13 protein-coding genes are annotated in these 20,789 nt (G+C 55.7%); 7 read left to right on the forward strand and 6 right to left on the reverse strand.

What is annotated here, in order from left to right:
* Positions 1 to 222: 222 nt before the first annotated feature.
* Together BLW59_RS09350 and mnmG are read right to left on the reverse strand one after the other, a co-directional pair.
* Positions 223 to 864 (reverse strand): sigma-70 family RNA polymerase sigma factor, encoded by a 642-nt coding sequence (locus BLW59_RS09350; protein ID WP_074697579.1) that lies wholly within the window; start codon positions 862 to 864, stop codon positions 223 to 225.
* A 108-nt stretch (positions 865 to 972) separates the two neighbouring features.
* Complete coding sequence (mnmG, locus tag BLW59_RS09355) at positions 973 to 2,859, reverse strand: tRNA uridine-5-carboxymethylaminomethyl(34) synthesis enzyme MnmG (RefSeq protein WP_074697580.1); 1,887 nt, start codon at positions 2,857 to 2,859, stop codon at positions 973 to 975.
* A 322-nt stretch (positions 2,860 to 3,181) separates the two neighbouring features.
* Here mnmG and BLW59_RS09360 point away from each other — a divergent pair, with 322 nt between their 5' ends.
* The 7 genes from BLW59_RS09360 to BLW59_RS09390 all read left to right on the forward strand — a co-directional run bounded on the left by BLW59_RS09360 (position 3,182) and on the right by BLW59_RS09390 (position 14,097).
* The gene (locus BLW59_RS09360; RefSeq protein ID WP_074697581.1) at positions 3,182 to 4,180 is read left to right on the forward strand and encodes a diaminopimelate dehydrogenase; all 999 of its coding nucleotides are present in this window, start codon (positions 3,182 to 3,184) and stop codon (positions 4,178 to 4,180) included.
* Positions 4,181 to 4,616: 436 nt separating this feature from the next.
* Positions 4,617 to 5,174: a gamma carbonic anhydrase family protein gene (locus BLW59_RS09365; RefSeq protein ID WP_029542584.1), complete on the forward strand. Its 558-nt coding sequence runs from the start codon at positions 4,617 to 4,619 to the stop codon at positions 5,172 to 5,174.
* A gap of 275 nt (positions 5,175 to 5,449) precedes the next feature.
* Positions 5,450 to 8,326 carry an EAL domain-containing protein gene (locus BLW59_RS09370; protein WP_074697582.1) on the forward strand — a complete coding sequence of 959 codons (2,877 nt, stop codon included), beginning with the start codon at positions 5,450 to 5,452 and terminating at the stop codon, positions 8,324 to 8,326.
* A gap of 36 nt (positions 8,327 to 8,362) precedes the next feature.
* Positions 8,363 to 8,803 (forward strand): response regulator, encoded by a 441-nt coding sequence (locus BLW59_RS09375; RefSeq protein WP_074697583.1) that lies wholly within the window; start codon positions 8,363 to 8,365, stop codon positions 8,801 to 8,803.
* 26 nt (positions 8,804 to 8,829) lie between these two features.
* Complete coding sequence (locus tag BLW59_RS09380) at positions 8,830 to 10,188, forward strand: PTS transporter subunit EIIC (protein WP_029542577.1); 1,359 nt, start codon at positions 8,830 to 8,832, stop codon at positions 10,186 to 10,188.
* The gene (locus BLW59_RS09385; RefSeq protein ID WP_074697584.1) at positions 10,185 to 11,291 is read left to right on the forward strand and encodes a BMP family ABC transporter substrate-binding protein; all 1,107 of its coding nucleotides are present in this window, start codon (positions 10,185 to 10,187) and stop codon (positions 11,289 to 11,291) included. Before BLW59_RS09380 ends, BLW59_RS09385 begins: the two co-directional genes overlap by 4 nt.
* Positions 11,278 to 14,097 carry a sensor histidine kinase gene (locus BLW59_RS09390; RefSeq protein WP_074697585.1) on the forward strand — a complete coding sequence of 940 codons (2,820 nt, stop codon included), beginning with the start codon at positions 11,278 to 11,280 and terminating at the stop codon, positions 14,095 to 14,097. The genes BLW59_RS09385 and BLW59_RS09390 overlap by 14 nt, the downstream gene beginning before the upstream one ends.
* 48 nt (positions 14,098 to 14,145) lie before the next feature.
* Here the strand turns inward: BLW59_RS09390 and BLW59_RS09395 are convergent, their stop codons facing one another.
* The 4 genes from BLW59_RS09395 to BLW59_RS09410 all read right to left on the reverse strand — a co-directional run bounded on the left by BLW59_RS09395 (position 14,146) and on the right by BLW59_RS09410 (position 20,568).
* Entirely contained in the window at positions 14,146 to 14,919 is a 774-nt protein-coding gene (locus tag BLW59_RS09395) for an HAD-IIB family hydrolase (protein ID WP_029542572.1), read from the reverse strand.
* Between the two features lie 423 nt (positions 14,920 to 15,342).
* Positions 15,343 to 17,028: a glycoside hydrolase family 13 protein gene (locus BLW59_RS09400; protein WP_074697586.1), complete on the reverse strand. Its 1,686-nt coding sequence runs from the start codon at positions 17,026 to 17,028 to the stop codon at positions 15,343 to 15,345.
* A gap of 155 nt (positions 17,029 to 17,183) precedes the next feature.
* Positions 17,184 to 19,298, reverse strand: coding sequence for an alpha-glucoside-specific PTS transporter subunit IIBC (locus BLW59_RS09405; RefSeq protein WP_074697587.1), 2,115 nt, complete (start codon positions 19,296 to 19,298; stop codon positions 17,184 to 17,186).
* A gap of 493 nt (positions 19,299 to 19,791) precedes the next feature.
* Positions 19,792 to 20,568, reverse strand: a complete 777-nt coding sequence (locus BLW59_RS09410; protein WP_074697588.1) for a MurR/RpiR family transcriptional regulator — start codon at positions 20,566 to 20,568, stop codon at positions 19,792 to 19,794.
* Positions 20,569 to 20,789: the final 221 nt, after the last annotated feature.

Raw genomic sequence — 20,789 nt, forward strand, 5'->3', positions numbered from 1 at the left:
ATTCTCTAATTCTCTAATTCTCTCTAGGGCGTGTTTATTAAATGAACTTGGCCCAGATTTGCGGGGATTGGCTGTCCATTGCAAGGCGACAAACCGGAGGCATAGCGGTGCTATTTCGAGGATTTGTCAACGCAGCAGGGACAGTCAAGACACGTGAAGATGGGCTGAGTGAATTAATAAACACGCCCCAAGCCGGAGGACGCCCAATCCTCCGGCTTTTCTCTATCTTGCCATGAAGGTCCTCATCTTCTTCAGGGCGCTCTGCTTGATGCGGGAAATACGGCTGGGAGAGAGCTGCAGCTTCCTGGCGGCAGCATAGGCGGGACATTCCCGGAAGTAGATTTCCCGCACCACCTCCCGCTCCCGCTGGTTGAGATTCCGCAGGGCTTCTTCCACTTCCTGCCTCAGCTCTGCCTGCTCGTAGCTGTCTATATGTTCCCCCAGGCCGCTCATCTCCGCACTGCCGGAGGGTGTATTGCCCCGAGAGGCCAGGAAGACCGCGTCCCAGGGAGTGGTTTCAGGAGCCTCCTCACCTTCCTGCTCCCCCATGGAGTCAGGACGGATTTCCCGCTCCCGGCGGCGCTTCTCCGCCTTGAGGAAAGTGTTCAGCCCGCCGTAAACCTTGGCTTTGACGAAGGCGGCAAAGGGCACCCCGCGGGTATCATCAAAGGTATTCACGGCGTCCATGAAGTAAAGCTGGGAGATTTCCTGGGCTTCTTCCCCCAGCTCCCGATAGTGCCAGTCATGGGCAGCAGCCATGAGCAGCGGATGGTACTTGATGAGGAGCTTGCTGAGGGCCAGCTGGTCCTTGGCGGAGCCAGCTCGCCTTATCAGTTCGTTTTCTTCCTGCATTTCCTTGTTCATTCTCTGACCTCCTTAGTGCTTCGTAGTTTTAGTACATTCGTTCTGTAATTAGTATATCACTTTCAGCGCAGATGTCCATAGAAAAAACCGGGCCAAATGCCCGGTTCATCACTTCTTCAAATATATAGCCAAAACTGAGATATCTGCAGGGCTGACGCCACTGATTCTGGAGGCCTGCCCAAGGGACAGGGGACGTATCTTGGCCAGTTTCTCCCTGGCCTCGGAGCGGAGGCTTTCGAGATTTTCATAGACGATATCTTCGGGTATCAGCTGGTTCTCCAGCTTCTCCATGTGGTCTACCTGCTCCTGCTGCTTCTTGATGTAGCCTTCGTAGCGGATGGAGATTTCCACCTGCTGGTACTCCTCTTTTCTGAGTTCCGGCAGCTCTGGCAGCAGGCTGCGCATGTCCTCATAGCTGACCTCAGGCCTCCGCATGTATTCGTGGGCCGTTAGAGTAGCGTTGATTTCCGGCAGGCTGAGTTCGCTGAGCTTGGTGTTGGTCTCCACGCTGGGGGTCAGAATGGCTTTGTCCAAGATGGCCAGGGCTTCCTCGATATGCCTGTACTTCTCCTCATACCGCTGCCAACGCTCATCAGTCACCAAGCCGATGGCCCGCCCCTTGGGAGTGAGCCTGTGGTCGGCGTTGTCCTGGCGGAGCAGGAGGCGGTACTCTGCCCGGCTGGTCATCATGCGGTAGGGCTCGGTGGTGCCCTTGGTCACCAGGTCGTCAATGAGGACACCGATGTAGGCTTCGGAGCGCTTGAGGACGAAGGGCTTTTCTCCCTTTACCTGCAAGGCGGCATTGATACCTGCCATCAGGCCCTGGGCAGCGGCCTCCTCGTAGCCGGAGGTTCCGTTGGACTGACCGGCGGAGAAAAGTGCCTTCACGGGCTTGGTCTCAAGGGTGGGCTTCAGCTGCAGGGGATCAAGGCAGTCGTACTCAATGGCGTAGCCTGCCCGCATGACCTTAGCATGCTCCAGGCCTGGAATGGTTTTGAGGAAGGCCAGCTGCACATCCATGGGCATGGAAGTGCTCATGCCCTGCACGTAGTATTCCTGGGTGTGGCGTCCCTCCGGCTCCAAAAAGAGCTGATGCCTGTCCTTGTCCGGGAAGCGCAGGAGCTTCGTCTCGATGGCAGGGCAGTAGCGGGGGCCCACCCCTTCGATAATGCCGTTGGCCATGGGAGCCCGGTGCATATTGTCACGCAGGATTTTGTGTGTTTCTTCATTAGTATAGGTGAGATAGCAGGGCAGCTGGTCCCGGGTCTCAATGTCTGACATGAAAGAGAAGTTCCGCGCCTCCTCGTCCCCGGGCTGCAGCTGCATCTTCTCAAAATCCAGGGTGCGCCCGTCCACCCGGGCAGGGGTGCCGGTCTTGAAGCGCATGAGGGAAAGGCCTGCTTCTTCCAAAGAGGCAGACAGCTCCATGGCAGCCCGCTGGCCGGAGGGGCCGCCATCGTAAGTATGCTCTCCCACGATGATGCGGCCTTTCAGATAGGTGCCGGAGGCCAGCACGATGGCTTTGGCCTCGTAGACCTCTCCCGTTTCCGAGCGCACCGCCACGGCACGGCGACGCTTGCTGCCGTCTGCTTTCGTTTCCTCCTCCGTCAGCAGCTCCGTGATGAGCAGCTGTTTGACTTCCAGATTTTCCGTATTCTCGCAGGTTTCCTTCATGTGGAACTGGTAATACTTCTTGTCCGCCTGGGCGCGCAGGGCATGGACGGCAGGGCCCTTGCCTGTGTTCAGCATGCGTATCTGAATGGCAGTAATATCGGCATTGAGGCCCATCTCGCCCCCCAGGGCATCCAGCTCCCGTACCAGATGTCCCTTGGCAGGGCCGCCTATTGAGGGGTTGCAGGGCATCAGGGCGATATTGTCCATGGACAGGGTGGCCATGAGGGTATGACAGCCCAGACGGGCAGCGGCCAGAGCCGCCTCCACTCCTGCATGCCCCGCCCCGATGACAATCACATCATATTTTCCAGCTACAAACATAAGGTACTCCTTCGTTGCTCTATGGTTGACTTTTTTGAAAAATTTGCTATACTTGTAGACATAAAGGGTGCCACCCGACGACGGTTGGCCCTCGCTTAGTTGGTTATATTACGGAAAAATAACCGCCCAGTTTGCGACCGCTGGCGGTTATTTTTTTGCTTCAATACAGTATAACGCAAGCGCCTTCCCATAGCAAATGATATTTGCAGGGGGCGCTTTTCTTGTGGAAAATGCCCTCCTGCCCTTTTCCCCAAAGTCCATCCGTGATATATTATTAAGCGTAAATATGTAAACTATGTACCTTGGAAAGGGGAATAAATCTATGAGCATCAGAATCGGTATCCTGGGCTATGGCAACCTGGGCCGCGGCGTGGAGTGCGCGGTGGAGGCAAACAGCGATTTGGAACTGGTGGCTGTCTTTACCCGTCGTGACCCTGAGAGCGTGAAAATCGCCACCGCTGGCGTGCCTGTAGTGAACGTGAAGGACGCCCAGGACTGGCAGGACAAGATTGACGTCCTCATCATCTGCGGCGGCAGCGCCACGGACCTGCCCAAGCAGACCCCGGAGTTCATCAAATACTTCAACGTCATCGACAGCTTCGACACCCATGCCCGCATTCCCGAGCATTTTGAGAACGTGGACAAGGCAGGCAAGGAGAGCGGCCATCTGGGCATCATCTCCGTGGGCTGGGATCCGGGCCTCTTCTCCCTGGCACGTGTCTACGGCAACGCCATCCTGCCTCAGGGCAAGGATTACACCTTCTGGGGCCGCGGCGTTTCCCAGGGACACAGCGATGCCATCCGCCGGGTAGAGGGCGTAGCCGATGCCCGCCAGTACACCGTGCCTGTGGAGAGCGCCCTGGAGGCTGTCCGCAGCGGCAAGAACCCCGAGCTCACCACCCGTGAGAAGCACACCCGCGAGTGCTATGTGGTAGTGAAGCCCGAGTTCGACAACGACACGGAGAAGGCAAGGATTGAGAAAGAAATCAAGACCATGCCCAACTACTTCGACGAGTACGACACCACCGTGCACTTCATCAGCCAGGAGGAACTGAGCGCCAACCACAAGGGCCTCCCCCACGGCGGCTTCGTCATCCGCACTGGCGCCACGGGCCATGAGAAGGAGAACAACCACATCATGGAACTGCGTCTGCAGCTGGACTCCAATCCCGAGTTCACCACCTCTGTCCTGGCCGCCTACGCCCGCGCCTGCTACCGCCTGGCCCAAAAAGGCGAAACCGGCTGCCGCACAGTGCTTGACATCGCCCCTGCCCTCCTCTGCCAGCAGAATGGCGAGGAACTGAGAGCGCACCTGCTGTAATGTTATACCCATGAACAGTGAAGTCTCCATTATAGGAGAGATAAACTTCTATCAGGCCTTATTACCTGCCCCGTGAAACGGGGGCGCGGAGCGCGGGAGCCCAGTGGGCTCCCGGGGAGGGGGACCTCCGCTAGGCGGTGGAAGGGGAGAGAATGGAACGTAACGGCTTCGATTCCCCCTTCCACCGGCTTCGCCGGTCCCCCTCCCCCGCAAGCGGTGGAGGTAAGACCTACTTTTAACGTATCTTCCCAAAAGATTAGTTAATCCCATATGATAGGAAAGCCTTCTTGAAGAGCCCCCATCTTAATGATACAATAAGGCCAAGAAGTTGGCGGGATTTGCCTGAAGCATTTCCTTCCGAATAAGAGTAAGCCTTGGGGTCGCTCCCTGAGGCTTTTCTTATGTTCACTTTTGCCTCGCCAAAGGATGTGTGCTTATGTTCACTCTGAAAGACAATGTATTCAAGGGCAAGCGCCCTCAGCTTCACGAAGAATGTTTCGTCGCACCCCAGGTCTTCCTCTCCGGTGATGTCCGTGTGGGCAAATACTCCTCCCTCTGGCCCGGGGTGGTGGCCCGGGGAGATGTCTGTTATATAGAAATCGGTGAGTGCAGCAATGTGCAGGACCTCACCTGCCTGCACGTGGCTGATGACAAGCCCTGCATCATCGGGGATTATGTGACGGTGGGCCACGGGGCCAACATTCACGGCTGCGTCATCGAGGACCATGTGCTCATCGGCATGAGCGCCACGGTGCTTACGGGAGCACATATCGGCCGCGGCTCAATTATCGCTGCAGGGGCGGTAGTCAAGGAAAACGACATCATCCCCCCCAACTCCCTGGTGGTGGGCGTGCCGGGCAAGGTAGTCCGCACCCAGGACAGGATCGAAACCATCCACGCCCAGGCCATCAAGTACAAGTGCGAATGGGCCATCGAGTACGGTGTCTACCCGGAAATCGGGGGGGAAAAGTACCACGGGGAAAAGATTATCTGAAAATCACCTGAAAAAATCATTTAGGGTTTTCGACATGTTTTCCACAAATCCTTCCACTTTTCCACAATTTTATCCACATACTCCACAGCTTATACACAGGTTATACACACTATGCACAGGGTTATCCACAGTTTTGTGGATAACCCTGTGTTTTTTTTCAAGATTTTATCCACAGGCAGGATTATCCACCCCGAGGCTAGAAGAATAAGGCAAATAATTCGGTTTTTACTGGCAATTTTTCGCTTGCAAATAAATCCTTGCAGGGAGGGATTCAGATGGGAAGAAACTTGCGGGCTGTCTTTGCCCTGCTGCTGGCCTTTTTTCTCTGCCTTATCCCCAAGGCTGAGGCCACAGAGAACCTGAGGGTAGGCTATGTGCCGGGGACGGGCTTCCTGGAGGAGGACAGCCCCGGCCACCTGATTGGCTCAGGCTTCGAGTACATGGAGTTCCTGGCTGGCTTCGGCAACTGGAATATGGTCTACATTCCTTGCGTGAACTGGTGGGAAGCGGTGGACAAGCTGTCGAAAAACGAAATAGATATTCTCCCGGGCATGCCCGGTGATTACTCCACCGTGCCCTTTGCCAAAAGAACAGACCATGTGGTGGCCCGCTTCCCCATGGAACTTGTGCTCCATGAGAACCTGGCCTCCCGCCATCTGAGAATCGGCGTATTGGACTACGGCTATCCCATCCCCAACCTGCCCGCCGTGGCTCTGGAGAATGCCTTCACTTATGAGCTGGTGACCTTCCATGATTATGCAGACCTGAAGATACATTACACCGCCCGCCAGCTGGACGGTTATGTGGCGCCCATGCTGAGGACCCCCGATGAGGGCCGGGTAGTAGCCCTCTTTGACAGGGTGAGCTACCGCCTGCTGATCCGCACAGACCGTCCTGATCTCTACAACAAAGTGAACGATGCCATGGATCAGCTGCTGATGAACCAGCCCAATATCCGCAACCGGCTCCGTGACAAGTACGACCGCAGCCAGGGCCTGCCCCTGGTGCTGGAGCCAGACGAAAAGGCCTTCCTGCAGCAGAAAAAGCATTTCCGGGCAGCAGTCTATATGCCCCACAAACCCTTCCTCTACAAGGACGAGGAAAGCGGGGAATGGCAGGGCGTCACAGCCGTCCTGCTGGAGCAGCTGGAAAAAGACCTGGATATCGAGATTGAGATCGTGGAAGGGGACTCCCTGGAAAACCTCAAGCGGCTCGTTGCCAGAGGTACTGTGGATTTCGTAGCCGACGTGCCATGCGATTTTTCCTGGCTGAAGGAGCTGGGTCTTTCACCCACCCAGTCTTTCCGCACCATTGACTACACCCCCATCATCCGCAAGGGCTTCCCCCTGCCCCAGAATCCCAAGGTGGCAGTCATTGAGGAGATCTTCCCCACCCAGATTTCCGTCAAGGAAAACTACAGTCCCAACCAGATCATCTACTGCCACTCCATGGAAGAATGTTTCCGGGCTGTCAGCAATGGCCGGGCCGATGTGACTTATGCCCCCCGGTCGGTAGTCCCTTATCTTATGGAGGGTTCTTTCACCTACAATCTGGAAGCTCTCACCGAAAGCTTCTATCGTGAAAATATCAGCCTTGGTGTCAGCACTCAGGCTGACCCCCGGCTCTGGCGCATCCTGGACAAGGAAATCACCCATCTGCCCCCCAATTTCACTCAGAATGTGGTTTTGCAGGAGGGCACGGAGATAGCCTACAGCTTCTCTCCCCGCTGGATGATTTACCACTATCCCCTGCTGACCACCGTGGGCCTCTTCGTCATCATGGGCCTCATCATCGGCGTCATGTACTACCGCTACTACATGAGGCGGCGCCATATGATGGCTATCCAGCAGATGGCCTATATGGACAACCGCTACCAGCTGCCCAATATGCTCTGGCTGGAGCAGGAAATCAAGGGCATCTGGGAGGAAGCCACCAGACAGGAGCCGGACAGCCACATTTATGTGGCCGTCTTTGACCTGAGCAGCCGTGACTCCATGCTGGAGCTCTACAGCCGCCATTCCCTGGACAAACGCCTGCGTGAAACCGCCATGCACCTGCAGGAGGAGGACTGGGTGCTGCAGACAGCAGCCGGCATCAACACCCTGCAGCTGGTGGCTGTCTGCCAGGCCGCTACCATGGAAGAAATGGTCAGCAACGCCGCTGAGGCCGTGAACCACTACGGCTACATAGAGCACGATTCTGCCCGGATTTCACTGCACATCAAGGTGGGTCTCTGCGAGATGAAGTCCGATACCATGCTGCTCATGTCCGAGGAAAAGGCCGACATGGCCTGCCGGAAAATAATGGGCACCATGGACATCGTGAAACTCTACGACGAGAAGATGGACAAGTACCTCCATCTGGAACAGCACATCGAAAGCAGCATGGGCCAGGCCCTTGCCGACGGAGAGTTCGCCGTCTGGTATCAGGCCCAGTATGACATCATGACCCGCCGCATTGTGGGCGCCGAAAGCCTTATCCGCTGGCAGAGCAAGGAAATGGGGTTCCTGTCCCCGGATAAATTCATGCCCTCCCTGGAGATGAACGGCTTCATCATTCCCCTGGACCACTTCGTCCTGAAGCAGGTGATGATGGTGCAGAAGCACAGGCTCACCAACGGACAGGAGCTCCTGCCCATCAGCGTGAACCAGTCACGGCTCCACATCACTGAAGATGGCTATCTCAGGCGCATGAAAGACCTGATTGAAAAGTACCAGCTGCCCCCGGGCACCATCCAGCTGGAAATACCCGAGAGCATGTTTGCCAATTTCAACCAGAAATCCTACCGGGACCACGCCGTGTTCCTCATGGATTCTTTGCACAAAGCCGGTTACGGGATAATCCTGGACAACTTCGGAGGAGGCGCAGCCTCCCTCACTCTCCTTGACTATCTTCCCCTGGACGGCATCAAGATTTCCGCCTCCATCCTCTACGCAGCCCAGAACTCTGACGGCATGAAGGAGGTACTGTCCAGCATGATAGTCCTGGGACAAAAGCTGGGCCTCAATGTGATGGTGGGCGGCATAGAAACGGTGGAGCAGGAGCAGATGCTTCTCTCCATGGGCTGCCATACGGGCCAGGGTTTCCTGAATTCCCGTCCGGTACCCAAAGCCAAGTTCATCGAGCTTTTGAAGGAGCGCAACGGCGAATAAGATTTCGCCTTTCATCTTACCAAGGGGGTATTTCACATGGCTTACAAACCAGTCATCCTGATTGTAGATGATGATTTCATGAATCTCACCATGGCCCAGACCATATTGGAAATGAAGATACAGGCAGAATACCTCACCGCGGATTCCGGTCAAGCCTGTCTGAAGATATTGCAGGAGCGTCAGGGGAAAGTCGACCTTATCCTTCTGGACATCGCCATGCCGGGCATGGACGGCATCCAGACCCTCAGCCTGATCCGCCAGCGCCCCAACTGGAAAAACATCAGTGTCATCTTCCTCACGGCGGCGGCTGACAAGAACACCATCGTCCGGGCGGCCCAGCTGAAGGTGAAGGACTATGTGAAGAAACCCTTCACCCCCGAAGAGCTGATTTCCCGGGTAGAGAAGCACATCGCTCCGGCCATAGACGACCCGGAGATACAGGACATCTTCAAGGCACTTGATAATTTGGGACTGTAGGATAAGCAGGCCGGAAAGGAGGCCCTATGGACAAGTCAAAAAAACTACAAAAGGGCATCTTTGCGGCCTATCTCTTTCCCCTGACCCGCCGCCTCCTGGCCATTCCCTATCTCCAGGCCCTGCGGGAAGCCTTCTGCATCATGATGCCCTTCATCATGATCCTGGCCCTCATCAACATGGTGGGCAACCTGGTACTGAATCCCCTGGGGCCGGTCATGGATGAGAACGGGCTGGGACTGGGCACCTTCCTTTCCGGAGGTCTCCGGGACCAGACCTACCGTGATTCTGAATTCTTCCACATCATGCTTACCTGCACGGCTTATCTCAACATCACCAATTTCCTCTACTACATGATCTTCTCCCTGATCTTCACGGACAGGCTGGCCAAGCTCTGGGAAGTGGACAGGATACTAGCCTGTCTCTGCACCATCTCGGGCTATGTCTTCATGCTGGCAGTGTTCAATGAGGGCATGGAGAACATCTCCATGTACTTCCAGGGCAGGGGCTTCCTGCTGTCCCTGATCATCTCCACTGCCACGGTGCAGGCTTTCAAGAAGTTTTCCAAGGTGTCCCTGATGCGCACGCCGCTGGCTATGGGGCTTTCTCCCCAGCTTTCTTACTCCATGCGGCATCTCATTTCCCTGACCTTCACCTTCCTGGTCTCCATTTCCGTAGTGCTGTGCTGGGTGCTGTTCGAGGAGGTCATAGGCACTATGCCCGGCCTCTTCGCCGCCCTCTTTTCCCAGAGTATAGCCCAGCATCCCTTCTCCGCCATGGTCTACGAATTCTTCCGGCGGATATTCTGGTGGCTGGGGCTCAACGGCAACAGCCTGACCTTTGCCTGGACAGAGGCCTTCTATGTGCCTGCCCAGATTTCCAACGAGCTGGAAGGGACGAAGTTCATCTTCACCAGCGAGTTCTTCGATGCGGTGTCCGTGTCCCTTTTGGGGCTGGCCATCTCCATCTGGGTATTTTCCTCCAAGGACAGGCTCCGCAGCATCTCTGCCTACAGTATGCCCAGCCTGGTGCTCTCCATCAATGAGCCCTTCCTCTTCGCCCTGCCCATCGTCCTCAATCCCCTCTTCCTGATACCCTACGTGCTGGCGCCCATGGTCAACGTGCTCATCGGGTATCTGGCCATCAGCTCAGGCATCGTGCCGGTGTTCAAACATTCCATCGGCTCCCTTGCCCCGGTGCTTTTGGACGGCGTCATTGCCACAGGAGATATCATGGGAGCGGTGCTGCAGCTGGTGTGGCTCAGTGTGGATATCGTCATCTACACCCCCTTTGTCATCATCTTCAACCTGATGGAGCATGAGGAAGACATAAATGGTGAAGATACAGAAACCAGAGATCTCACACCCAAGGAGGTGCGGGAGATATGAAAAACAGCAGCCATAATCTTCTTTCCCGCCGCTTCCGCATCCTGAGCATCCTGCAGGCTGTGGCCGTCTGTATCTGTATTTTCCTGTCCGTCCAGTATTTCGGCCACGAAACCAGGGATGACAAGGAGAGTGCCGCGCTTATACTGGCCTCCACCAAGGAAACTCCGGGCTGGCCGGCAGACATTGCCCAGGGCCTTCAGTCCGCCTGCGACAAGCTGGACTACGATGTCTACATCGAGGACAACATCAGTCCTGAAAACCTTTCTCAGGTAGTTGACAAGCTGGTGCACCGGGGAGTGAAGTACATCTTCCTGGCCAACCCCACCTACCAGAACAATCTGGAACCCCTGGCCACCGCTTACCCCAAGGTGACCTTCTATGCCAACTCTGTAGGCGAAGCGGTTTCCTACAATATGATCAGCTACTCAGTACGCTACTATGAAGTGCGCTATATGGCAGGAGTGCTGGCAGGCCTGCATACAAAAAGCGGCATCGTGGGCTATGTGGCCCCCTTCCCGGCTCCCGAGACGCGCCGGGATATCAATGCCTTTGCCCTGGGGGTGCAGAGCGTGCGCCCCGATGCCCGGGTGATGGTGCGCTGGACCCAGCAATGGATGAACCCCCAGCGGGAAAAAGAAGCCGTCTACCAGCTGAAGCTCTCGGGAGCAGATGTCATGACCTACTTCCAGGCCACCCACGTCGCAGGCGATGAAGCCCAGGCCCAGGGCCTTGACTACATCGACTTCCACCCCAATGAAAGCCATCTGACCGAACACTGCCTGGCCGCCGTCGAGACGGACTGGCAGCAGGTCTTCACCCGGCTGCTGCAGGAAAACCTCCAGAAAGAGGGCAGCCATATCTATTGGCAGGGCATGCTGGACGGAGTGGTGAAACTGCGGCTGGCCAGGAATCTCCCCCCCAAGGAAGAAGCCATGACCATCAGGACAAGGCAGAGAATCTACGACGGCTATCCGGTTTTCTCAGGCAATATCATAGATCAATACGGCAATACAAAATGCAGGGAAGGAGAAGCTATCAACAGCTATCTCCTGAGGCAGATGGACTGGCTGGTGAAGGGAGTTGAGATCATTGAATCAAGATAACAACAAGATCATCGAAACTTCGCAGCAGAAGACCGCCTCCTTCGTCTTGCGCATCGTGGCCCAGTTCCTGGCCTTCCTGTTGGTGCTCATCGCAATCTGCACCCTGCTGCACACCAAGATCAACGATTCCCTGAACCACGAAGTGGCCAGATTCGGGGAGCATCAGGGCCACCTCATTTCCACCGTCTACGACAGCCTTTTCAAGGGCGACATCAAGCAGATGGAAGATGAAGCCCGCCTGATCACACTGGGCCAGATGCCCCCCCAGGACGTAGCCAAAGTACTGGGCGGCAACATGGGCACAGCAGGACTGGTGGATATCAACGGCAACACCATCAGCGGCAATCCCCTGCCCGAAGGCTCCCAGTTCCAGCGGGTGAAGGCCGTGCAGGGCTACGGCTCCCTGGAGTATTACGACCATATCGGCCTCATCACCATGGTCCCCGTCTACGAAGGGGCCAATATCCGCTACGTGCTCTACCGGCTTCACACGGAAAAGGAACTGAGCAATCCCTCCTCCTTCTTCCAGTTCTCCGACAAGCAACAGTCCATGGATATCCTGCTGTACGACCTGGACAAGCAGAAGGTGGTAGTGCGCTTCCAGGACTACGGCCCTGGCAACCGCTTCTACGTGGAAAGCACAGGCAGCCCCCTGGGCATAGAGGAACTTCTGAAAAATCTGGACAATACTGACAGCACCGCCATCTACACCCCCACCATAGACGGCGAATATGTGCTCTTTGCCTCCCGGGTACCGGATACCAACTTCATCGCCATCGGCTACATGGAGTGGGAATCCGTAGTGGGCGGCATCAGGAACATCCACCTGATCATCCTCTGGGTCTTCGGACTCATGGTGGTGCTGTTCTGCGTCTTCACCCTTTACTCCTTCGCCAACCAGGCCTATGCCGAGGAAAGCAAGGAGTTGCGCGAAGCCCGTGACGATGCCCTCAGAGCCAATCAGGCCAAGAGCGACTTCCTGGCCAATATGAGCCACGAGATCAGGACGCCCCTCAATGCCATCCTGGGCATGAACGAGATGATCATGCGCGAGGCCAAGGGCACCATGAAGGAGTACGCCTACAACGTGAAGAGTGCAGGCGAAACCCTGCTGGCCATCATCAACGACATCCTGGACTTCTCCAAGATCGAGTCCGGCAAGATGGAAATCATCCCCGTGAGCTACAGCCTGAGCTCAGTCCTCAACGACATCTACAACATGGTGAGCTACAAGGCGGGGCAGAAGGGATTGGAGTTCAACATCAACGTGAGCCCCACCATCCCCGACTCCCTCCACGGAGACGAAGTGCGCCTCCGCCAGATACTGGTGAACATCCTCAACAACGCCGTGAAGTATACGCCGAAAGGCTCCGTCACCTTCACCGTGCAGGTGGGTGACAACGGCATTTCCGACGAATCCCTGGAGCTTGAATTCATCTGCCAGGACACTGGCCTGGGCATCAAGGAAGAGGACAAGAAAAAGCTCTTCTCCAAATTCCAGCGCCTGGACATGAAGAAGAACCGCAATATCGAAGGCACAGGCCTGGGCCTTGCCATCACCACCTCCCTGGTGCAGATGATGAAGGGCACCATTTCCGTAGAAAGCACCTACGGGCAAGGCTCCACCTTCACCGTGCGCCTGCCCCAGCGGGTAGAGCACTACGAGCCCATGGGTGACTTCAAGAAGCGCATCGAGGAATTCCTGGAACAGCAGGAAGCCTATCAGGAGAGCTTCACCGCCCCCGAAGCCAGGATTCTCGTGGTAGACGATACGGAAATGAACCTTATCGTGGTGCAGAGCCTCCTGGAAAAGACCCAGATGCAGATCGACACCTGCTTCAGCGGCATGGAATGTCTGGAAGCCATCAAGGACACCCATTACGACATCGTCTTCCTGGACCACATGATGCCGGAAATGGACGGCATCGAAACTCTGAAGCGGGCCAAAGAGCTCAAGGGCAGCAAGTGCAAGAAGACCCCCTTCGTAGCCCTCACCGCCAACGCCGTCTCCGGCGTCAGGGAAATGTTCCTGGCTAACGGCTTCGATGACTACATCTCCAAGCCTGTAGACGGCAAGACCCTGGAATCTGTGGTGCAGAAATTCCTGCCGGCAGACAAGGTACTGCCCGTCACCAAGGAAGAACTGGACTTCTCCGAGGAAGAAAGCTACGCTGAGTACAGCGACTACTACGAACCCCACGGAGAAAGCCATCTGGCAGATGACACTGCCGCTCCCTCCGTCACGCCCCCGGCAGAAAGCCCCGGCAGTACGGAGGAAAGCACAGTCAGCAGCGCAGATGCAGACCACACCGCTGCTCCTGACAGCACAGCAGCTCCGACTGGAATCAGTGCCGAAACAGGCCCAGCCCCTGCTGCCGAAGTACCTGCCGAAACACCTGCCGAAAGCCCTGCCGGCTACGACCCGGAAGACGAGCAGATAGACCTGCCCACCGCCATGAAATACTGTGGCGGCATGGAGGCCATGCAGCTCAAATTCCTGCAAGTCTACGTATCCCGCTACCAGCTGGTGCGAGAGCAGCTGCAAAAGGACTTCGACGAAGAAAACATCCCCGACTACACCACCCACGTCCACGCCCTGAAATCCACCTCCCTGTCCATCGGCGGCGTCAAACTCTCCGAATCCGCCAAAGCCCTGGAAATGGCCGGTCATGCCATCCAGGACGGCCCGGAGGAGGAAAAGCAGGCCTTCCTGGACTACATCAAAGAAAACCATGGCCCCACCATGGAACTTTACGCCAAACTCATCGAAGAAGCCAAGGCAAGATTCGGCGTGGAACCAGAGTGACTTTCTACAAAAAAATGCAGGCTCAAGGCAGCCTGCATTTTTATGTGCTTAAATATTATCCACCAGCATATCCCCCACGCCACCGTAGACGGCACGGGCTTTTTCCTTGATGGCCTCACGGGCGGTGTCCACGGTGAAGCCGTCGAAGGCTTCCAGCATGGGCAGGTCGTTGGTCTCGTCGCCGATGGCGAAGACCTCTGCCTGCTGCCAGCCCATGAGTTCCAGCAGGGTATCTATGCCCTGGCTCTTGCTGACCCCGGCAGGGGTGATGTCCACGCTGCAGCCGTTGGGATAAGCATGGACAAACTCGCCGTATTTGGCATTGATGATGGCAGCGGTTTCGTCTGCCATGCCTGCCTCGGGGTAGCCCAGGCAGAACTGATGGATGCGGGGAAGGTTCAGGATATCCTCCTCGGTAATCTTCTCAATGGGGAAGTCCCATTCCAGCGCCTCCCGCATAATCCATGACCCCTCACCCTCATGGTAGAGGAAAGTCCTGTCCACGGCGGAGAAGGCGTAGTGAAAGGACTTGTCCACGCTGGGCTCCTTGACAATCTGGGCCAGCACAGAAAGGGGAATGCTGCCCTGCCAGAGGGGAGTGCCATCGGCCTTGAAGATGATGCCGCCATTGTTGCAGACAGCATAATCAGACTCGATGCCATAATGCTCCAGCTGAGGCATCAGCATGCCATAATCACGCCCGCTAACCACCCCAAACTTATGCCCCGCCCTCCGCCAGGCCCGGACACCTTCCACATCCTCAGAGGATATGGTCCTCTGACGGAACAAAGTACCGTCATAATCACTTGCGCCTATCTTCATTGTGTATCACCTGTTTCTTAACCATAAAACAATAAGTAAAACCACGTAACTTTTAGATCTTACCTGCCCCGTGAAACGGGGAAGGTGGCAGCCGAAGGCTGACGGAAGGGGCGCTAGGGAGGCGAACTTTGCCCTCTAAGCCCCCCTTCCACCGGCTTCGCCGGTCCCCCGTCCAGGGAGCCCACCGGGCTCCCGCGCTCACGCGCCCCCCGCAAGCGGTGGAGGCAAAAGCTCTCCTTGCATTAAGTCACAATAAAATCAAGACCAACCTAAAGCTACGCTATATCCCGAACCCCAGGGCCCATGGATGGGCCCCGTGGACGCGGAAATCACGTGATGTGATTTCAGTCCGCGTAAACATGCCACCGGCATGTTTACTCTTTTGGTTCCTTTTCTTTGCGCCAAAGAAAGTAACTGGGCAACTTAACAAGTCTCCCGAATGTAAATCTGAGCCTCAAATGGCCTCAAGAGACCTTTGGAACTTTCCTCCAAAGAAGCCACTTCCAACGAAGCCGTCTCCAGCTCCGGCAGTTCATATTCCTGCTCCTCACCAGTGAAATTAACCACCGTATAAACCTCCCGGCACCCAAAGCTGCGCTTGAACGCCATCAAGGAGGAATTATCCTTCAGCAGTTCCTCATAATCGCCCTGAATGAGTACTCCAGCCGCCTCCCCATGCTGGCGCAAATCTGCCAGCCTGCGGTAATAGCTCAGCACAGAGTCTTCCTCCTTGGCCTCTGTCTCCACGCACTCAGAAGCAAACTCCTCATGCACAGGCAGCCAAGGCGTGCCCACGGAAAAACCTGCGTTCTTCCCCTTCGTCCACTGCATAGGTGTGCGGGCATTATCCCTGCTGTAGCGGTGCACAATCTCCAGTGCTTCCTCAGGGGTTTTCCCCTCCTCCAAAGCCAGAGCATACTGGCCTTTGGAAGAAATATCATTGTAATCCTCAATGCTGTCCCAGGCCACATTGGAAAGGCCCAGTTCCTGCCCTTCGTAGATGAAGGGGGTGCCCCGGAGGGTCAGGAGTATGGAAGCCATAGCCTTGGCGGTGAGGTCCTTGGGGGCACTATCGGGGAAATAGTGCCTCGTGCACCTCATCTGGTCGTGGTTTTCAAAGAAAATGGGGTACCAGCCATTTTCCGCCGTGGCTTGCTGGCTTGCCGTCAAAACTTTCTTCAGGCCGGGAATCACCGCCGGGGTGTAGCCCGTGGCCTGTCCCCAAAGTTCCCCCTTGGGGAACTCAAGGTTCATGTGGGAGAACTCAAAGAGCATATCAAAGGCGCCCTTCTCCCCCACCCAATGGGGCAGGTCCTTCGGCTCTACGCCGTTGGCCTCTGCCACCGTGAAGATATCGTGTCCCTTGAAGACCTTCTCCTTGAACTCATGGAGAAAATCAAGGATTCCCGGGGTATTGGCAATCATGGAGTGGATATTCACCAGGCCGTCCTCGCTGTCCGGCTCACCATCCACAAATTCTTTCGGCTTCTTGATGTAGACAATGGCATCAATGCGGAAGCCTCCCACGCCCTTGTCCAGCCAGAAGTTGGCTGCATCATATAGGGCCTGACGAACTTTCGGATTTTCCCAATTCAGGTCAGGCTGGGCCTCGGCAAAGGTGTGCAGATAATACTGCTGACGTGCCTCGCACCACTTCCAGGCACTGCCGCCGAAGATGGAGCGCCAGTTGGTAGGAGCGCTGCCGTCTGGCTTGGCATCCCGCCAGATATACCAATCGCTGTGCTCGCTGTCCCGGCTGCTGGCAGAGTCGATAAACCAGGGGTGCTGGTCGGAAGAATGGTTGTAAACAAGATCCATGACAATCTTGATGTCGCGGCGCTTGGCTTCCTCAATCAGCCTTTCCATATCCGCCATGGTGCCGTAGCTGGGGTCAATGCCCGTGAAGTCGGCTATATCATAGCCATTGTCCACCATGGGGGAAGGGTAAACGGGGGTGAGCCAGATAGCCCCCGTACCCAAAGTCTTCAGATAGTCCAGCTTTTCGGTGACGCCGTTGAGGTCCCCGGTGCCGCTGCCTGTGGTATCCAGGAAGCTCTTGGGGTAGACCTGATAGACATTGGTCTTCTGCCACCATTTTATCTTATCCATTTTATCTCTCCATAAGACCTCCACCGCGGAGCGGGGGAGGGGGACCGTCGAAGACGGTGGAAGGGGGAGAAGGGTAACGACCCCGGGTTCCCCCTTCCGTCAGCCTTCGGCTGCCACCTTCCCCGCACGCGGGGCAGGCAATGTCTACTCGTTACTTAGAATACTAAAACAGGAGTTTCACTCACCACTACCTCTGCATCTTCATGCTTCTGCATCTGGGGGTAGTCGGCGCTGTTGGTCACGGCCATGATAACCGTGGTGCCGTAGCCTGCGGCTTTGATGACCTCTTTGTCGAACTTGATGAGGGGGGTGCCAGCAGTTACCTTGTCCCCAGCCTTGACCAGAGCCTGGAAGCCTTCGCCGTTCAGCTTCACAGTGTCGATGCCGATGTGAATGAGAATCTCGGCGCCGTTCTTCATGCGCAGGCCGATGGCGTGGAGGCTTTCCTCCATTATCATGGTGACCTCGGCGTCAGCGGGAGCCACTACCGTATCCCCAGTGGGCTCGATGGCAATGCCGTCACCCATCATCTTCTGGGAGAACATATCGTCAGGAACTTCCGTCATATCCATGAGGCGTCCGGTGACGCAGGCATGGAGCTTCATGGCCAGGCTGCTGTCCATATTTTCTTCGGACTTGGCAGCAACGGGAGCTGCCCCCTCAATCGTTTCACCCTTCAGCAGGGCATCGAAGTAGCTGCGTACCTGGGGCACGGACAAGCCCACGATTACCTGCAGGGCGCGGCCGTTCTTCACCAGGCCGAAAGCGCCAGCCTTGGTGAACTTGCCCACGGGAGCAACCTTGTCAGGATCTGCTACCGTCACACGCAGGCGGGTAGCGCAGTTGGTGACTTCTTTGATGTTCTCAGGGCCGCCCAGGCAGTCCAGGAAAACCTTGGCCTTGATGGCCAGAGCATTGTCAGCCAAGCCCATTTCTTCCATTTCCTTCTTGGCCTGATACTCAGCCTTGGAGAAGAGCTTGTCCTCCACATCGTCCGCGGTGCGGCCGGGAGTAGCATAGTCGAATTTCAAAATCAGAGTGCGGAAAACCACGAAGTAGATGGCCGTGAAAGCAAGGCCGATGAGAATCTGAAGAATGTAAGTACCGGAATGATACTGGAAAAGAGGGATCCAGTTCTGCACGAAAGCGTCGATGAGGCCACCGCCGAAGTTGCCAGCCAGGCCCGCTGCATAAAGAGCAGAAGCAAGGCAGGCAGCCAGTACAGCATGCACGGCATAGAGAAGAGGTGCTACAAACAGGAAGGTGAACTCAAGAGGTTCCGTGATACCGCATAGCATGGCGGTGAGAGTTGCAGGAATGAGGAGCGCTGCCGTCTTTTTCTTTTTCTCAGGCTTGGCGCACATATAGATAGCCAGTGCCGCACCGGGCAGACCGAAAATCTTGGAATTGCCGTGGAGGGCAAAACCGCCCTCGGGGAACATTTCAGCCAGACTCTGGCCGCTTACCGCAAAGTCATTGAGGTGCTGCAGCCAGTAAGCCTGAATGCCGCCATCGCAGACAGCAGGACCAAAGATGAAAGGCAGATAGATGAAGTGATGGAGACCAGCCGGGAGAAGGATTCTCTCGGAGAAGGTGTAAGCCCAGACGCCTACCAGACCGCTGGTCTTGAGGAAATCCTGGAACTGCATGATAGCGTGCTGGATAGCAGGCCAGACCATGCAGAAGAGGAAAGCCACGGGAATCATCAGGGCAAAGCCCACAGCCACTACGAAAGCAGGGCCCTTGAAAATCCCCATCCAGTCGGGGATATTGGTGTCATAGAAGCGATTGTGGAGCCAGGCCGTGGTGCAGGCGATGAAGATGGCCCCCAGCATGCCCATGTCCAAAGTCTTGATGCCGGCAATCATAGCCAGGCCCGTACCTGCCCCAGCGTCCACACTGTAGTCAACGCCGAAATAAGCGCCGTGCAGGGTGAGGAACCCGGAAATGAAGTAGTTGAAGATCATATAGATGACGAAGGACTCCATGGCGCAGCGGGCCTGTTCCTTCTTGGCAAAGCCGATAGGCACGGCGATGGCAAAGAGAATGGGCATCTGGCTGAACACCGTCCAGGCCCCCTGCTCCACCACATACCAGAAGTCATACCACATAGTGCCCTTGGCAGCCAGGCTGCCCAGGAGCCCTTCGTTCTTGCAGACGATGGAGATAGCCACCGCAAGGCCGAAGAAAGCAAACAAGATAACAGGCGTATACATTGCGCCGCCAAACCGCTGCATGCCCTGCATGAGGCGGTCTTTGCTGATGGTCATGAAAATTACCCCCTAAATAAGACCCTAATCCATTTCTTTTGATGGTTCAAGGATACAACAAAAAAGCCCGCGAAGGCAATAGTTTCGCGGGCTTTCGGCATTTCTGCCGCGGGGTGTATTTTGTTTCATTTGGCGTACTTTGTTACAGGGATTCTATCCTTCTGTAGCCATAGCATCAATCACTACTCACAATGATAGCTGATTATAAAATTATCCCGTAAATCGCAGGCCTTACCTGCCCCGTGAAACGGGGAAGGGGGACCGCCATTAGGCGGTGGAAGGGGCGGGAGGTAACGTAACAGCTTCGATCCCCCCTTCCACCGGCTTCGCCGGTCCCCCTCCCCCGCAAGCGGTGGAGGTATGGCCTCCTTGTCAGTTGCTCTTATAAAACAAAAAACCGCCGAGGTAGCCATCCCCAGCAGTTCTTTGTTTTCCCCTTAGATTCATTTCTTTGGTGATTTAATTATACCACCCATCGAATAAAAAACAACTTTTATCCTCTATCCACCTTGTTCTGCAGATACATCCGATACTTCACATACCAAACTTCCACCAGCATGAAATAAGGCAGCATGGACTGAAATGCCGTCCTCTCATCATCCGCATCATAGAGCTGGAACCTGGCTGGTGACACGTACAGGTTCACTGTGGACAGGCTGGCCAGGGTATTGTCGTGCAGCTTGGTGATGGAGATAAAGGGCACATCCAGCAGCCGCAGCTTCCGGGCAAAATCCACCACCGTGGGAGTCTCCCCGGACAGGGACACAAAGATAAAGAGGTCATCTGCCGTAAGGCTCTGGGAAATGGAGGCGAACTCCTCCGTGCCGCTGATCTCATAAATCAGCACATTGTCATAGAAGAACAACCGCTTCAGCTCCTGGGCCACATTGCTCTGGACATAGCCCGAAGCAAAGATGAAAACCCTATTGGCCTCATGCACCAGCCGGCTGGCGCTGTCAAAATTCCTCTTCAGCACCCGCTCCGTAGTCTGGGCATAAAAAGACCGCAAATCCTCCAGCACATCTTCACTATAATATGACTTGGCCCCTTCCTCCATCTTCAGCACGGCCTTCAGGTCACCAAACCCATCAAAGCCCAGCTTCTGAGCAAAGCGGACAATAGTGGTAGAAGAAACAGCACAATGCTTCGCCAGCTCATGGATGGAGATATGACGAACATCAGCCCTATGCTGGACTATGTACTTGTAGATAAGCATATCGGTATCATTCAGCGCTTCACGATGTTGGTTGATGATTTCTTCCAAACGCATCGGTGTTCCCCCCTTCCGTCAGCCTTCGGCTGCCACCTCCCCCGCAAGCGGTGGAGGCAAGGTCTGTTATCTACGTTCCTTATTCAAATTCACGAACTCCCGAACCCCAGGGCCCATGGATGGGCCCCGCGGACGCGGAAATCACACGATGTGATTTCAGTCCGCGTAAACATGCCACCGGCATGTTTACTCTTTTGGTTCGTTTTCTTTGCGCCAAAGAA

It is taken from the genome of Selenomonas sp. KH1T6 (assembly GCF_900108415.1).
Lineage (GTDB): Bacteria > Bacillota > Negativicutes > Selenomonadales > Selenomonadaceae > Selenomonas_B > Selenomonas_B ruminantium_A.